The organism is Mycobacterium shunyiense (assembly GCF_058270035.1).
Genome location: NZ_JBZDPT010000022.1, coordinates 277,037 through 291,143 on the forward strand (window position 1 = coordinate 277,037; position 14,107 = coordinate 291,143).

The following is a 14,107-nucleotide window of genomic DNA, read 5'->3' on the forward strand; positions in this document are numbered from 1 at the left end:
AACTCGGTGATCACGCCGAACCTGTTCCCGGGTGTGTCGATCAGCGCGGACCTGGGCAACGGCCCCGGTATCCAGGAAGTGGCCACCTTCTCGGTGGACGTCAAGGGCGCGGCCGGCGGGGTGGCGGTGTCCAACGCGCACGGCACCGTGACCGGTGCGGCCGGTGGTGTGCTGCTGCGTCCGTTCGCCCGCCTGATCGCCTCGACCGGTGACAGCGTCACCACCTACGGCGAGCCTTGGAACATGAATTAAGGACATGAACGTCCGGTAGTCATCCCGCCAATCGGCGCGTCCCGCTTCTTCTTCGAAGAGCCGGGCGCGCCGATCGTCTTTTCGGCGCTACGGTGGCCTCATGACGCCGCAGAGCCCGGTTTCGGTGCTCGGGGAAGACGAGTGCTGGCAGTTGCTGTCGAGCGTGACGCTGGGGCGTCTGGTCACGACGGTCGGCACCCGGCTCGAAATCTTCCCGGTCAACTTCGTCGTCCAGCGCCGCACCGTGTTGTTCCGGACTGCCGAGGGCACCAAGCTGATCAGCGCCCTGTGGAACGACCGGGTGCTGTTCGAAGCCGACGAGCACAATGTGGTCGGGGGCTGGAGCGTGATCGTGCGGGGCGAACCGCAGCTTCTTGAGACGCCGGACGAGATCGCCGCGGCCGAGAGCGGGCAGCTGCTCTCCTGGATTGCCACCACAAAACGTCGCTACGTCCGCATCCACCCGAAGGAGATCTCCGGACGCAGGTTCGTGTTCGGCTCCGAACCGGAGGATATGTAGCGGTCTACACCCAGTACGGCACGCGTGCCCGGTACTGGCGCATGGCGATCGCCGCGAAGCCCCAACCGATCGCCGTCAGAGCCAGGACCACAATCCAGTGCCGCGCCTCCTGATCGGCGCCCAACAGTGGGGCCCGCACGATGTCCAGGTAGTGGAGCAGCGGATTGATCTCGACGATCTTCGCCCACGATCCGGCGCCCTGCTGTTGGAGCGTCGACTCGTTCCAGATGATCGGAGTCATGAAGAACAACAGCTGAACCACCGAGGCCAACAGCGGACCGATGTCGCGGTAGCGGGTGGCGAGGATGCCGAAGCAGATCGACACCCATACGCAGTTCAGCACGATCAGGCCGAGCGCCGGGATGACCGCCAGGTCGGTCCACTTCCAGGGTTTCGGATAGACGATCGCGATGATCACGAAGATGACGATGTTGTGGCCGAACAGGATCAGCTGCCGCCACACCAACCGGTAGACGTGCACCGACAACGGGGTCGGAAGTTGTTTGATCAGGCCCTCATTGGCGATGAACACCTCGGAACCTTCGAGGATCGACGCGTTGATCAGATTCCAGATGATCAACCCGAGCGTGACGTAGGGCAGGTGCTCTTCCAGAGGGAGCTTGAACAGCTTCGAGTACAGCAGGCCCATCGCCACCGCGGTGGTGCCGGTGGCGATCGTGATCCAGAACGGACCGAGCACACTGCGCCGGTAGCGCTGCTTGATGTCCTGCCAGCCGAGGTGCAGCCACAGCTCGCGCTTGCTGAAGCCGTCGGAGAGATCGCGTACGGCCCGGGCCATGGTCTTGGAGTCGGACGCCGCGTCGGTGAACGTCATCTGTTGCTTCTCCCGTCGCTTCGCTCGCCCCGAAAAAACCTTTCGCTACTGCCCAACCGCCGCAGGCGGATCCATTCACGCAGACCTGCAGGGTCGCGGCGGGACACCAGAAAGTACCAGCCGAACCGCATCCACTCCTGCGGCAGCAGTTTGCGCAAACCTGGCTGGGACAGCAGGTAGCCCCGGTTGCGGTAGGTGAAGAACCGCTTCGTCTCGTCGTCCGGGTATTGCGTGTGCATCCGACCGCCCAGGATCGGCTTGAACTCATCGGTCCCGCATGGGTGCAGATAGCTTGCGGTCAAACAGGTTCCGAACGGCAGACCGGAGCGGACCAGTCGCCGGTGCAGCTCGACCTCGTCGCCGCGGACGAACAGGCGCAGATCGGGGACGCCGACGGACTCCACTGTGGCGGCCCGGAACAGGGCACCGTTGAACAGCGAGGCGATACCGGGCAGCAGGGCACCCTCACCCTCGGTGCGCAACTCGCTGACCAGTCGACGCCACACCAGTCCGCGGCGCAGCGGGAACGCCAGGCGCTCCGGATCGTCGAGGTTGCACACCATGGGCGAGACCTCGGCCAGGCTGTACTGCTCGGCACAGGCCAGCAGGGTGGAAAGCACCGTGTTGTCGGCAGGGCGGCCGTCGTCGTCGGCCAGCCAGATCCAGTCCGCTCCCTGGGCCAGAGCATGCAGCATGCCCAGCGCGAAACCTCCTGCGCCGCCGAGGTTTCGGCGGGAACCGAGATACGTCGCGGGTACCGGCTGGCTCAGGACCAGCTCGCGTACATCCTCGTCGTTGTCATTGTCGACCACGATCAGGTGATCGGGTTTGCGGTCCTGGGTGACCACCGCGGCAAGGGATTTGGTGAGCAGTTCCCGACGCCGGTGCGTCACGATCACCGCGACGACGGATTCAGGCTCCACGGGCCGTTTCCTCCAACACCTCACGCACATGCCGGGCCGCATCCGGACCCTCGTAGGCACCGACAACCTCTTCGATGCCGCCGGTCATCCGGATGGTGCCGTGGTCGATCCACATCGCGGTCTTGCACAGGCGGGCCAGAAACTCGTTGGAATGGCTTGCGAACACCAGGATCCCGGACCGTTCCACCAGGCTCTGCAGACGTGACTGCGCCTTCTTCAGGAACTCCGCGTCGACCGCGCCGATGCCTTCGTCGAGCAGCAGGATCTCGGGGTCGATGCTGGTGACCACGCCCATCGCGAGGCGCACCCGCATACCGGTCGAGTAGGTCCGCAACGGCATCGACAGGTACTCGCCCAGTTCGGTGAACTCGGCGATCTCGTCGACCTTGGCAAGCATCTGCTTGCGGGTCTGTCCGAGAAACAGTCCACGGATGATGATGTTCTCGAAACCCGAGATCTCAGGGTCCATCCCGACACCGAGGTCGAAGACCGGAGCCACCCGCCCACTCACCGTGGCCGAGCCTCGCGTCGGCTCGTAGATACCCGAAAGTAGCCGCAGGAGTGTGGATTTGCCCGCACCGTTGTGGCCGACCAGACCGACCCGGTCGCCCATTTTCAGCGACATCGTGATGTCGCGCAGTGCTTCGATGACGACGACGTTGGACTCGTTGCGTCCGATGGCGCCGCCGGCCTTGCCGAGGAACGCCTTCTTCAGCGAGCGGGTCTTGGCATCGAAGATGGGGAACTCCACCCATGCTTCGCGCGTCGAGATAAACGGATCAGACAACGCGACCTACAGGTACTGACCGGTGCCGGGGTGCGACGGGCCGCCGCGCTGCCCGCCCGGGACCTGCAGTCCTGGCGGAAGGGCGCCCTGGCGCATCTGCTCGAGCTGCGCGCGGGCCGCCATCTGCTGGGCGAACAACGCCGTCTGGATGCCGTGGAACAGGCCTTCCAGCCAGCCGACCAGCTGTGCCTGCGCGATGCGGAGTTCGGCGTCGGACGGAATGCTGTCCTCGGTGAAGGGCAGCGTCAGCCGCTCGAGTTCTTCCCGCAGTTCGGGGGCCAGACCGTCCTCGAGCTCGCGGATGCTGGTGCGGTGGATGTCGCGCAGCCGGTTGCGGCTGGCGTCGTCGAGCGGAGCGGCGCGCACCTCTTCGAGGAGCTGCTTGATCATGGTGCCGATACGCATGACCTTGGCCGGCTGCTCGACGAGGTCTGTCAGCGACTTGCCGTCAGCTTCGGCATCGGTCTCATCGGCCGTGCTGGCGAGGATCTCGATGTTGTCATCGTCGGGGTTGATGGTCATGGCCTTCCCTTGGATCGGTCGTGTCAGTTCGTCTTCTTCGCCGCGTTCTCTCCGTGCCAGCGGTAGATGCGGTCCTCACCGTTGTCGTAGATCTTCTCCCACGACCGTGAGCTGTCTAGCGACACTAGTCCGTCGGGCATCACGAACCCGCGGACCACCGGTGTGCTGGTGAGCACGTAGCGGATGTTGAGCGCCTCGACGGCCTCGGCAACGCGGGGATCGGTGTCGGCATCATCTGCGTATGCCCAGAAAATAAACCGGTGATACCCCGGGCCTTGCTGCATCGGATAGTCGTAGTGCGTCCACAGCGGGTGTAGCCCCGAAACCGCGTACATCCAGGCGGTGCCGTCGGTGTTGGCGTCGCCGATCAACGTGGTGCGGGCATCCGGCAGTTCAGCCAGGTAGGCGAAGGCCTCGAGGTCCTTGGCGCCGATCATCACCGAGTCGTACTTCTGTCCGAACAGGTACTTGTGCCGGGGGAAGTAGTGCCAGGCCAGGCCCACTGTGGTGGCGACCAGTGCGACGGCGGCCGCCGCGTGGATCCAGGTCGGTCGGGCGCCGGCCCGGCGCAGCGCAGCGGCGCCCAGCAGGACCAGTGCGCCCAGACCGATCGCCGCCATCGGCGCGTACAGAAGGGTGACCACTGCCGACAACCGGCGCGGATCGCTGTAGAACAGGTCGCTGAACTTTCCGGTGATGGCGCCCACCGGCCCGCCGAACGGTGCGCCGGAATGCACGATCGACGCGATGAGGATCAGCCACACCGCCAGCGGCCACCAGATCTTCTTGACCAGCATGACCACTCCGCCGATGGCGGCCAGAGCGATGAGGGCGTTCTGGATCGGGAAGTCGTTGAGGTGGCGGGTGTGCTGGACGACGGCCGCGAACAGCGAGTGCTTCTTGCCGAGGTGGTTGACGAAGGCGTGGCCGACGATGATGTCGGCTTGCTGAAGGACCGCGAGAAATTGGGGCAGCAGGATCACCAGGGCCGGTACCGCGACGGCGGCCAGCGTCAGGAAGTCGGAGAGCCGGCCGCGCACCGGCTGCCACAGTGCATGCCCCAGCCACCAGACGCCCACCAGCAGCGCCGTCACCACGCCACCCGTGAGGTGCACGGAGAAGACGCCGACCGTGGCGAGTGCGGCCAGCCCGATGCGGTCGCGATGGGCCGGGGTCGAGGCGATGAGGGCGAACACCGGTACCGCGAGGCCGTAGGCCACCAGGTTGGGCATTGCCGCCACATCGAACTCGACGTAGGGCACGGCGGTGAACGATGCGGCGAGTGCTGCCGCGGTGCCCGCAACCACGGCGGTGCGCATCTGACAGGTGTGCGGGCGAACCATCTTCCACGCCAGGACTGCCGCGCTCACCGGGAACAGCCATACTGCCGCGACGACCGAACTCACGGTGTACGCGGTGGTCGCGGCGGCACCGGTGAGCTGGCAGTAGACGGCCGCAAGAGCATGGAAGGCCGACGGGTAGTAGAGCGCCTCGTGGGTCTCGACGTTGCGCAGTTCACCCATGTGGGTCGGAGAAGCCTGGCCGGTGTCGAGGATCCACCGGATGGTGTTGGCGTGCCACACCGAGTCCCAGGTGCTGGGAATGGATTGCCAGTGCGGGAGCCCGGCGAAAGCGGCGGCGGCGATCAGGACGGCGCCCAGCACCACCCCCGCCGCAACCACCAATGCCGGCTTGATGGCGATGCCCGACGCCTCGGCGTCGCGGTCCCGGTAGCGGACAAGCAGCCTCCGCAACCCGGCCGCCAGGGCGGCAACGATGGCTACAGCAAACAATGCTGACCATGCATTCCACGGGACGCCGACGGCCCCGAGTGGAACGATCGTCAACGCGACAGTGCCGTAGGTCAAGGCTGGACCCACTGCGACCGCCGTCGACACGGTGAGTCCACCCGCCCTGGCTATCAGCGCCCCGGGTATTACCAGCAACAACAGTGCGATTAGCACTCCGAACCCGAAGCCCACTGGACTAGTATGGCTGCCCAGGGCGACCCGGTCCGAGCACGGTCTCTTCAAGTGCAAACGTGCGGTCGGGCGCTCACCAAATCGTGTCGGTTTGTGATATTTGCGGACGCTCTAAGGTGGCTGGCATGGCATACGACGTCGCCCGGGTGCGTGGCTTGCACCCGTCATTGGGCGATGGGTGGGTCCACTTCGATGCCCAGAACGGCATGCTGGTGCCCGATTCCGTCGCGACGACGGTGTCCACTGCGTTCCGAGGCTCGATGCCCACGGCAGTGGGACCGCACCCATCGGCACGCCGCAGCGCGGCCGTCCTCACCGCTGCCCGTCAGGCTGTCGCCGACCTGGTCAACGCCGATCCGCGGGGCGTGGTGCTGGGCGCAGACCGGGCCCAACTGCTGACCTCGCTGGCCGAGGCCTCCTCCAGTCGGGTCGGCCTCGGCTACGAGGTGGTGGTCACCCGCCTGGACGACGAGGCGAACATCGCGCCCTGGTTACGGGCGGCGAATCGCTATGGCGCCAAGGTCAAGTGGGCCGAGGTCGACATCGAGACGGGAGAGCTGCCGTCCTGGCAGTGGGAAGGGCTGATCGACAAGCCGACCCGTCTGGTGGCCATCGCTTCGGCGTCGTCGACGCTGGGAACCGTCACCGATCTGAGCGAGGTGACAAAGCTCACGCATGAGGTCGGCGGAATGGTGGTCGTCGACCACTCGGCCGCGGCTCCGTACCGGCTGATCGACATCAACGAGATCGACGCCGACGTCGTCGCCCTCAACGCTGTGCCGTGGGGTGGCCCTCCGATCGGTGCCCTGGTGTTCCGCGACCCGTCGGTGATCGACTCGCTGGCCTCGGTGTCGTTGAACCCCCAGGCGACCGGCCCGGCCCGGCTCGAGGTGGGCATGCACCAGTACGGCTTCCTCGGTGGCGTGGTGGCCAGCATCGAGTACCTGTCGAACCTCGATGACACGGCCAGCGGCTCGCGGCGCGAACGGCTGGCCGTGTCGATGCAGTCGGCGGGGGCGTATCTGGACCGCCTGTTCGAGTACCTGGTGGCCTCGCTGCGCTCCTTGCCGTTGGTGATGGTGATCGGCAGGCCGGAGTCGCAGATTCCGGTGCTCAGCTTCGTGGTGCGGGACGTGCCGGCCGAGCGGGTGGTGCAACGGCTGGCAGACAACGGCATCCTGGCGATCTCGAATGCCAGCTCCCGCGTGCTGGACGTGATCGGGGTGAACGACATCGGTGGCGCGGTGACCGTGGGGTTGTCGCACTACTCGACGGGCGCCGAGGTCGATCAGCTCGTGCGGGCACTGGCCTCGCTGGGCTGATCGCGCTAGACGGTCAGGACGATCTTTCCCGACACCTCGCCGGAGGCGAGCAGTTCGTGGGCCTGCTGAGCCTGCTGGATGGGCAGTTCGGCACCGATGATCGGCCGCACCCGCCCGTCGGCGATCATCGGCCACACGTTGTCGAGGACCGCCCGCACGATCTCGCTCTTGCCGCCGGGTCCGTCGACGGGCCGGGGACGCAGCGAGGTGGCGATGACGCCAGCGCGCTTACCGAGCAGCTTGGCGATGTTCAGCTCGGCCTTGATGCCGCCCTGCATGCCGATGATCACCAGCCGGCCGCCGGTGGCCAGTGCGTCGACGTTGCGGTCGAGGTAGGCGGCGCCCATGATGTCGAGGATCACGTCTGCCCCGGAGCCCCCGGTCTCGGCCCGCACCCTTTCGACGAAGTCCTCGTCCCGGTAGTTGATGGTGATGTCGGCGCCGAGCTCGCGGCACAGGGCGAGCTTGTCCGCCGACCCTGCAGTTACGGCGACCCGCGCGCCGAGTGCGTGGGCCACCTGGGTGCCGTGGGTGCCGATGCCGCTGGCGCCGCCGTGGAACAGGACGAGCTGGCCGGCCTGCAGACCTGCCGTCATCACGACGTTCGACCACACTGTGGAGGCCACTTCGGGTAGGCCTGCGGCCTCGCTCAGGGCAACGCCATCAGGCAATGGCAGCACCTGGGCGGCGGGTACGACGACAAATTCCGCGTAGCCGCCGCCGGCGAGCAATGCACATACGGGTTGCCCAACTGACCAGTCGGTAACATTCGCGCCGAGCTCTGCGACGGTGCCCGACACCTCCAGTCCGATGACCTCGCTGGCGCCTGGCGGGGGCGGATACTTGCCCGCCGCTTGCAGCAAGTCGGCCCGATTGACGCCCGCGGCGTGAACCCGGATCAGAATCTCGTCGTTTGCTGGTGTGATATCAGCGACGTTTTCCCAGGTCAGATGGCCATCGACGGAAGCGACAATTGCATGCATTTTTTCCACGCTACAAGCCTTCTGTTTCCCAAGCGCAGCAATACTGACGTCCCTTACGATTGCGCCCATGGCGGGGATGATTGCGGGGCGCACGGCGGGTGACATGCCGGGCCTGGACATCGCCGAGCAGAGGTCATGGCAGAACTACCTCGACTCGGCGTTGCGAATGTATGCGACCTTGAACCGGTCGTTGGTAGATGCGCATCATCTGACGCTGAATGATGTGCGCCTGCTCGATATCTTGGACAAGTCGTCGACCGGGTCGGCGCGGATGGGTGACTTGGCCGAGCGGCTGATGTCTCTGCCCAGCCGGGTAACCCGGCAGATCCGACGGCTGGAAGTTCAGAACCTGGTGACCAGGTGTGCCAGTCCGGACGACGGGCGCGGCGTGGTCGCCACGATCACCGAAGAAGGCAGGGTCGCCGTCCGCGAGGCGATGGTGACCTACGGGCAGGGCGTCCGCTCGCACTTCCTCGGCAGGCTTTCGCGTCCACAGATCGCGGCAATGGGGGAGAACTGTCGCCGCATCAGCGTCGCGCTGAAGAACGGATCGCCGCCCGCGCACATCGGCCGGGTGTGAAGCCCGTACTCTTGTCGGCGGTGGCGTGGCAGAGCGGCCTAATGCACTCGCCTTGAAAGCGAGAGACGGCTAACACCGTCCGGGGGTTCAAATCCCTCCGCCACCGCCATAAGGCGTGTGAGCCCGCCGGCCGTCAGGCGATGAGTCGATCGCTCAGACAGCAAGTGCCCGCAGATAGCGGCGGCGAAAGAAGCGTTGCGCGATCAGCAACGCGGGAAACAGCGGCCGCCAGGGCCACTCGGGTGCAGGCCGCGTCAGGGAGCGCAGTGTCAGAAATACTGTGCCGACGGCATTTCGGTGCACGATGAATGCCTCTTCGCCACAGACCGGGTGTCCGAGTCGCGTGCCGTACGCGAAACCGCAACGATCGTCGTCGTCGACGACAGCGACGACCCGTACCGGCTCCCGTACGACGACAGGTCCCCACCTTGCCGTGATGCAGAAGTCGGAACCTTCAACGGCAACACTGTTCGGTGCGACATCGAAGCCGCTGCGCCGCTTGATGCCCCACTGCATCACCTCGGCCGCCGCGAAGATCCACACAGCATTCCCGTGGCCGACGACGATCGTGTGCTCGAAGCGGCGGAAGGTCGGTGGATTGGCCGTCCAGACATCGCGGCCGGGTTCGGTGAGGCTTGCACCGGCATAGGTCAGTTCCGCCGGAAATGTCGGCATGGGAACAAGGGTACGGCTCGAGGATGGCATCCACGGGCTTCAATGAGCTTGGGGTGTAGTCAAGTTCGATGCCGGAGACGTTGAGTGGGGCTGCCCTCAGTCCGCCCGCAGCACATCGAGCATCCCCGGCCGCAGCTGATCTGCGATCTGGTCCCAAGGCACGGTCACGACTACGTAGTCACCCATCACGTGGGCCACTGACACGTAGACCTCGAGCCCGCTCGACGTGGGCAACCAGTTGGCGTCGATGTCCTCGCCCGAGACCGAGCTCTCGTTGAGCCGCCCGCTGGTGTCCAGCTGCGGCAGGAGCGTCCGCAGCCGGGCCTGCGCGGCGGGGCGATCCTGGTAAAGGTCATCGACGGTGACCGGCGTCGCGGTGTGGGTCGCGATCACGACGGTGCCCAGACTCTGGTTGGGGTGCGCGGCGCCTTTGCCGTACCAGAGCAGGACGATGCGCCCGGCGACGACGCCGGACCCGATCCTGGTCACGCCGCTGCCGAACCCGCCGGGCAGCTCCCCGTCGTCCACGCTCATGTCGGCGGACTGTGCGGGCATCCCGGCCCGCGAGGCCTGCATGGCAGCGTTGAAGCGCGCAGTGACGGCCGGGTCGCCGCCGGACAGCTGAGGGATGGTCACCGACTTGTCCGGTTGCGAGCCTGGCTCCGTGATCGACGTGACCGTGTAACCGTGCGCATCGGTGGCCAGTGGTGGGGCCGAGGTTGCGGCGGACGGTTCGTGCTTCGTGCTCGATGGCGTCGTACTGGCCGGTGCCGCAGAGGTTGTCGCACTTGTCGGGACGGCTGGTGGCGACGGTGCGGTGGTCGGCCCGCAACCTGTGAGGGTGACAGCGGCTACTGCGGCAGCCGTGACCAGTCTTGCCGGCAACATGAAGGTGAATCCTATCGGTCGGCTGCGGCCAGTCGCGGCGCATTGCAGCGGGTGTCTCCCGATGAAGGTGCCGGCCCTGATCGCAGCGCGCGAGCAGCGAACGAACACGAGGTGCTGGGTAGGTCTGCACGGCCGACGAAGGTCGATCAGAACGCAAGTTGCAGCGTGACGAGCGACAGAAGCGCCAGCGGCGCAGAGGCCATGAGTACCAACACTATTGGGACGACCATGCGACCCGCGACAACTGCCACCCATGCGCACCCTCCGGCCACGACGCCACTCACTGCGGCGATGCGGTTACCCAACACGTCGGTCCCTGGTGGCGCGACGCCATTCTCGAATCTGGATGCCATGTCCGTGTCGGAGAGCACCGCGAACACCAGTAGATCCGCGACAACCATCGCAGCGATGCCGATGAACGACAGCGGCCCGCGGCGACTCGGTTCGTGATTCATGACGCCATCGTGGGTCACGGAGTGGACGACCGGATCAGTAGAACTACGCGATCAACTTCTTGGGGCTCAACCGAATACCGGCAATCCGTTCGGGCCGATCTGTGGCGGCGGCATGAAGCACGGCGGGATGCCCGGCGCGTACGGCGGCACGCACGGCTGCGGAAAGCACGGCTGCCCATTCCAGTAGGACGGTTGGTTCGGCGGGCACACGGTCATCGGATCGGCCATGGCGCTCACGGCGCCCGACAGCGCGGTCGCGGCGGCGAGCACCGTTGCCGCGAGGACCGTACACAGAGTTGCCGGGAGCGAAGAAGGCAACTTGAACAACGTCGTCGACGCCATGCCTTGAAACGATAGCGGTTAACTGCGCGATGAGATGTGTTCCGCGGGTTCGCCGTACACCTACGTGTGCCGACACTAGGCTCGCTCGCATGTGCACAAGAGTCATGTGGCCCGAAGCAGGCGATGCGGTTCTGGTCGGCAGGAACATGGACTTCCACAAGGACCTGATGACCAATCTGTGGAAGCAACCCCGCGGCGTCAAACGGGATGACGGGGTTTCGGGCAAGCTCACCTGGACCTCGAAGTACGGCAGCGTGGTCGCCACGGCCTTCGACATCACCTCTGTCGACGGCATGAACGAGGCGGGCCTGGCCGGACACATCCTGTGGCTGGCGGAGTCGACCTACGGTGAGCCTGACGATTCGCGCACCCAACTCGGCCAGGGCATCTGGCTGCAGTATTTCCTGGACAACTTCGCGACGGTGGCGGAGGCGACCGCGTGGATCGCGGAGACCGATGTCCAGGTCGTACAGATGGACGATCCGACCGGCGGGGTCCGCCCCGGATTGCACTTGGCGCTCGACGATGCGACCGGGGATTCGGCGATCATCGAGTACGTCGACGGCAAGGCCCGGGTGTACCACTCGAAGGACTACAAGGTGATGACCAATTCGCCGACGTTCGATCAGCAGCTGGAACTGGTGAAGTCCTTCACCGGTCTGGGTGGCGATCAGCCGATCCCGGGCTCCACCCTGGCCAGCGACCGCTTCGCCCGGGCCAGTTACTACGCCGGCCGACTGCCCAAACCGGCCGGCCAGGTGGAGGCCATCGCCGGCATGTTCTCGGTGATCCGTAACGCCGCGCAGCCGTTCCGCATCCCGGATCCGGGCAAGCCCGATGCCTCGCAGACCATCTGGCAGGTGGTCCTGGATCTCACCAACAAGCGGTACGTCTACGAGTCCACCACCCGTCCGAACATCGTGTGGGTGGATCTGGCGGATCTCGACTTCTCGGAGGGCGGTCCGCAGCTCAAACTCGACCTGATCGGTGAGCTCGCCGTGCAAGGCGGCATCGCCGGCAACGTGGCCCACAAATTCGAGGACAAAGGTGCCATGACCTTCTTGTCGCTGGCGATGCTCCGCGAGCTGGAGGAAGGTGCGGCCGGGGCGAAGTGAGCCACCTCTGAACCGTTCATCCAAAAATAACCTACGGTCCCGTAACCTACGCTACCGTAGGTTACGGAATGGCGCGTTGACGCCGCTGTGTCGCCAACACCTTGGGAGGACTGGAATGGACGCCCAGAGCGGAGTGCTCCACGAACTGGAACCGGTTGTCGCGAGCAATCTCGACCGCCATCTCTCGATGGCGCGGGAATGGTTCCCGCACGACTACGTCCCGTGGAGTCGGGGGCGCGACTTCGCCTTTCTGGACGGGGAAGACTGGCAACCCGAGGATTCGCCGCTGGATCACGTCGCCAAAGTGGCCATGACGGTGAATCTGCTGACCGAGGACAACCTGCCGTCCTACCACCGTGAGATCGCCACGCGCTTCTCCCGCGACGGCGCGTGGGGCACCTGGGTCGGGCAGTGGACCGCCGAAGAGGGGCGCCACAGCATCGCCCTGCGCGACTACCTCGTCGTCACGCGCGGTGTGGATCCCGTTGCCCTGGAACGTCTTCGCATGGCCCATACGGTGGCAGGGTACGACTCTGGCGACAAGACGCCGCTTGCGGCGATGGCCTATGTGTCGTTCCAGGAGCTGGCGACGCGGGTGTCGCACCGCAACACCGGGCGGGCATCCGGTTGCCTCATTGCCGATCAGTTGCTCGCCCGGATAGCCGCCGACGAGAACCTGCACATGGTCTTCTACCGCAATCTCATGGCGGCGGCGCTGGACATCGCGCCTGACGCCTCGATGATCGCCATCCGTGACGAGGTGGTGAACTTCGCGATGCCGGGTCTGGGGATGGCCGACTTCGCGCAGAATGCGATCACCATCGCCAAGGCCGGCATCTACGATCTGCGCGTCCATCACGACGACGTGGTGCAGCCGGTGTTGCGCTTCTGGCGGATTTTCGACCGAACCGATTTCGGGCCGGAAGGTGAGAAGGCCCGCGAGGAGCTAGCCCAGTTCCTCGATGCGGTCGACGAGCGCGCCCGGTTCTACGAGGAGAAACGCGAGCGCCAGCGCGTTGGCGCGGCTTCCTAGCAACCTGAAGGCCGCCACCGCGCCGCACTAAACGTGTCGCACATCACACCTTCGGGGAGATTCACTCCGCCTTGATCTTGGGTATCGAGGAGTAGTTGGTGCGAAAAGTTGTCGCGGGTCGGAACGAGTGGGGTCGAGAAATGAACCGGATTGGTCGTTGGTTGGCGGCAGTGGCATCGTCGGCGTTCGTGGCGGGTGGGTGCATCGCCGCTGCCGGGCAGGCTTCTGCGGATTCGTGTGCGGACGTGCAGGTGGTATTCGCGCGGGGCACGTTCGAGCCGCCGGGCGTGGGTGGTGTCGGGGACGCGTTCGTCAACGCGCTGCAGGCCAGGACCGGCGGGAAGTCCGTCGACGTCTACGCGGTGAATTACCCTGCCTCACTTGACTTTGCGACTGCAGCCGACGGTGTCGCCGACGCGAGCAACAAGGTCAGGGCAACGGTGGCGGCCTGCCCCGACACCAAGATCGTGCTGGGCGGTTTCTCCCAGGGTGCTGCGGTGGCCGCTTACCTCACCGAGGATGCGGTGCCGCAGGGGTTCGTGTTGCCGCCGAGCATCAGTGGCCCGTTGCCCGCGGAGGTGGCCGATCATGTCGCCGCGGTGGCGTTGTTCGGCAAGCCGTCGAGCGGCTTCCTCCAGATGATCTACACCGGCGCACCGCCGATCACGGTTGGCCCCCGGTACGCCGGGAAGACCGATGATCTGTGTATCCCGGAGGACCCGGTGTGCTCGCCGACCGGTGGTGACAGCAATGCGCACAACCTGTACGCGGCGAACGGCTTGACGGACCAGGCTGCCGACTATGTGGCCGGCAAGCTGGGTGTCAAGCCTGCCGACCGCAGTGTCGACCAGGCTGCCGGGCGGTAGGAGCTCCGAAGCTGACACACGCTACTG

Annotated in this window: 17 protein-coding genes and 1 tRNA gene; 8 read left to right on the plus strand and 10 right to left on the minus strand. The window is 65.8% G+C overall.

Features of this window, described 5'->3' with window-relative positions; all coding sequences use genetic code 11:
- Positions 1–252 (plus strand): MspA family porin (locus AC4ELS_RS16400; protein ID WP_499048170.1); only part of this gene is annotated, 252 nt, incomplete at its 5' end.
- Positions 253–352: 100 nt separating this feature from the next.
- Positions 353–772, plus strand: a complete 420-nt coding sequence (locus AC4ELS_RS16405; RefSeq protein WP_064957340.1) for a pyridoxamine 5'-phosphate oxidase family protein — start codon at positions 353–355, stop codon at positions 770–772.
- Between the two features lie 4 nt (positions 773–776).
- Here the strand turns inward: AC4ELS_RS16405 and wzm are convergent, their stop codons facing one another.
- From wzm to AC4ELS_RS16430, 5 genes are read right to left on the minus strand one after another with little or no spacing between them, the layout of a single operon-like run.
- Positions 777–1,607 (minus strand): galactan export ABC transporter permease subunit Wzm/RfbD, encoded by an 831-nt coding sequence (gene wzm, locus AC4ELS_RS16410; protein ID WP_064885886.1) that lies wholly within the window; start codon positions 1,605–1,607, stop codon positions 777–779.
- Positions 1,604–2,560: a galactofuranosyltransferase GlfT1 gene (gene glfT1 / locus AC4ELS_RS16415; RefSeq protein ID WP_064885909.1), complete on the minus strand. Its 957-nt coding sequence runs from the start codon at positions 2,558–2,560 to the stop codon at positions 1,604–1,606. Before glfT1 ends, wzm begins: the two co-directional genes overlap by 4 nt.
- Positions 2,520–3,317 (minus strand): galactan export ABC transporter ATP-binding subunit Wzt/RfbE, encoded by a 798-nt coding sequence (wzt, locus tag AC4ELS_RS16420; RefSeq protein WP_055118629.1) that lies wholly within the window; start codon positions 3,315–3,317, stop codon positions 2,520–2,522. The genes glfT1 and wzt overlap by 41 nt, the downstream gene beginning before the upstream one ends.
- 6 nt (positions 3,318–3,323) lie before the next feature.
- A complete protein-coding gene (locus AC4ELS_RS16425; protein ID WP_064885884.1) occupies positions 3,324–3,839 on the minus strand; it encodes a bacterial proteasome activator family protein in 516 nt (171 codons plus the stop codon).
- Between the two features lie 23 nt (positions 3,840–3,862).
- Positions 3,863–5,821: a DUF6541 family protein gene (locus AC4ELS_RS16430; RefSeq protein ID WP_448446197.1), complete on the minus strand. Its 1,959-nt coding sequence runs from the start codon at positions 5,819–5,821 to the stop codon at positions 3,863–3,865.
- Positions 5,822–5,946: 125 nt separating this feature from the next.
- Here AC4ELS_RS16430 and AC4ELS_RS16435 point away from each other — a divergent pair, with 125 nt between their 5' ends.
- Positions 5,947–7,143 (plus strand): cysteine desulfurase-like protein, encoded by a 1,197-nt coding sequence (locus tag AC4ELS_RS16435; RefSeq protein WP_064885881.1) that lies wholly within the window; start codon positions 5,947–5,949, stop codon positions 7,141–7,143.
- Positions 7,144–7,148: 5 nt separating this feature from the next.
- Here AC4ELS_RS16435 and AC4ELS_RS16440 read toward each other — a convergent pair whose 3' ends face one another.
- The gene (locus AC4ELS_RS16440; protein ID WP_499048171.1) at positions 7,149–8,126 is read right to left on the minus strand and encodes an NAD(P)H-quinone oxidoreductase; all 978 of its coding nucleotides are present in this window, start codon (positions 8,124–8,126) and stop codon (positions 7,149–7,151) included.
- A 67-nt stretch (positions 8,127–8,193) separates the two neighbouring features.
- Here AC4ELS_RS16440 and AC4ELS_RS16445 point away from each other — a divergent pair, with 67 nt between their 5' ends.
- Entirely contained in the window at positions 8,194–8,706 is a 513-nt protein-coding gene (locus tag AC4ELS_RS16445; RefSeq protein ID WP_055118620.1) for a MarR family winged helix-turn-helix transcriptional regulator, read from the plus strand.
- Positions 8,707–8,725: 19 nt separating this feature from the next.
- A tRNA-Ser gene (locus AC4ELS_RS16450) sits at positions 8,726–8,815 on the plus strand.
- Between the two features lie 44 nt (positions 8,816–8,859).
- Here the strand turns inward: AC4ELS_RS16450 and AC4ELS_RS16455 are convergent.
- The 4 genes from AC4ELS_RS16455 to AC4ELS_RS16470 form a co-directional block, all read right to left on the minus strand.
- Complete coding sequence (locus tag AC4ELS_RS16455) at positions 8,860–9,381, minus strand: DUF1990 domain-containing protein (protein ID WP_448446201.1); 522 nt, start codon at positions 9,379–9,381, stop codon at positions 8,860–8,862.
- Between the two features lie 96 nt (positions 9,382–9,477).
- The gene (locus tag AC4ELS_RS16460; RefSeq protein WP_498883710.1) at positions 9,478–10,269 is read right to left on the minus strand and encodes a hypothetical protein; all 792 of its coding nucleotides are present in this window, start codon (positions 10,267–10,269) and stop codon (positions 9,478–9,480) included.
- 146 nt (positions 10,270–10,415) lie between these two features.
- A complete protein-coding gene (locus AC4ELS_RS16465; RefSeq protein WP_499048172.1) occupies positions 10,416–10,724 on the minus strand; it encodes a hypothetical protein in 309 nt (102 codons plus the stop codon).
- A 66-nt stretch (positions 10,725–10,790) separates the two neighbouring features.
- Positions 10,791–11,066, minus strand: a complete 276-nt coding sequence (locus AC4ELS_RS16470) for a hypothetical protein (protein ID WP_064885875.1) — start codon at positions 11,064–11,066, stop codon at positions 10,791–10,793.
- 89 nt (positions 11,067–11,155) lie between these two features.
- Here AC4ELS_RS16470 and bsh point away from each other — a divergent pair, with 89 nt between their 5' ends.
- The 3 genes from bsh (at position 11,156) to AC4ELS_RS16485 (ending at position 14,080) form a co-directional block, all read left to right on the plus strand.
- Positions 11,156–12,181 carry a bile salt hydrolase gene (gene bsh, locus AC4ELS_RS16475; protein WP_064885873.1) on the plus strand — a complete coding sequence of 342 codons (1,026 nt, stop codon included), beginning with the start codon at positions 11,156–11,158 and terminating at the stop codon, positions 12,179–12,181.
- A gap of 115 nt (positions 12,182–12,296) precedes the next feature.
- Positions 12,297–13,214: an acyl-ACP desaturase gene (locus tag AC4ELS_RS16480; protein ID WP_055118498.1), complete on the plus strand. Its 918-nt coding sequence runs from the start codon at positions 12,297–12,299 to the stop codon at positions 13,212–13,214.
- A gap of 140 nt (positions 13,215–13,354) precedes the next feature.
- Complete coding sequence (locus AC4ELS_RS16485) at positions 13,355–14,080, plus strand: cutinase family protein (protein ID WP_055118496.1); 726 nt, start codon at positions 13,355–13,357, stop codon at positions 14,078–14,080.
- Positions 14,081–14,107 lie beyond the last annotated feature (27 nt).

What these genes read in the sequence shown, in the direction of transcription:
- AC4ELS_RS16445 (WP_055118620.1), top strand. Translation starts at nt 8,194, where the DNA reads ATGGCGGGGATGATTGCGGGGCGCACGGCGGGTGACATGCCGGGCCTG.
- wzm (WP_064885886.1), bottom strand. Translation starts at nt 1,607, where the DNA reads ATGACGTTCACCGACGCGGCGTCCGACTCCAAGACCATGGCCCGGGCC.
- AC4ELS_RS16480 (WP_055118498.1), top strand. Translation starts at nt 12,297, where the DNA reads ATGGACGCCCAGAGCGGAGTGCTCCACGAACTGGAACCGGTTGTCGCG.
- glfT1 (WP_064885909.1), bottom strand. Translation starts at nt 2,560, where the DNA reads ATGTGCGTGAGGTGTTGGAGGAAACGGCCCGTGGAGCCTGAATCCGTC.
- AC4ELS_RS16435 (WP_064885881.1), top strand. Translation starts at nt 5,947, where the DNA reads ATGGCATACGACGTCGCCCGGGTGCGTGGCTTGCACCCGTCATTGGGC.
- AC4ELS_RS16460 (WP_498883710.1), bottom strand. Translation starts at nt 10,269, where the DNA reads ATGTTGCCGGCAAGACTGGTCACGGCTGCCGCAGTAGCCGCTGTCACC.
- AC4ELS_RS16485 (WP_055118496.1), top strand. Translation starts at nt 13,355, where the DNA reads ATGAACCGGATTGGTCGTTGGTTGGCGGCAGTGGCATCGTCGGCGTTC.
- AC4ELS_RS16405 (WP_064957340.1), top strand. Translation starts at nt 353, where the DNA reads ATGACGCCGCAGAGCCCGGTTTCGGTGCTCGGGGAAGACGAGTGCTGG.
- bsh (WP_064885873.1), top strand. Translation starts at nt 11,156, where the DNA reads ATGTGCACAAGAGTCATGTGGCCCGAAGCAGGCGATGCGGTTCTGGTC.
- AC4ELS_RS16425 (WP_064885884.1), bottom strand. Translation starts at nt 3,839, where the DNA reads ATGACCATCAACCCCGACGATGACAACATCGAGATCCTCGCCAGCACG.
- AC4ELS_RS16440 (WP_499048171.1), bottom strand. Translation starts at nt 8,126, where the DNA reads ATGCATGCAATTGTCGCTTCCGTCGATGGCCATCTGACCTGGGAAAAC.
- AC4ELS_RS16470 (WP_064885875.1), bottom strand. Translation starts at nt 11,066, where the DNA reads ATGGCGTCGACGACGTTGTTCAAGTTGCCTTCTTCGCTCCCGGCAACT.
- AC4ELS_RS16465 (WP_499048172.1), bottom strand. Translation starts at nt 10,724, where the DNA reads ATGAATCACGAACCGAGTCGCCGCGGGCCGCTGTCGTTCATCGGCATC.
- AC4ELS_RS16455 (WP_448446201.1), bottom strand. Translation starts at nt 9,381, where the DNA reads ATGCCGACATTTCCGGCGGAACTGACCTATGCCGGTGCAAGCCTCACC.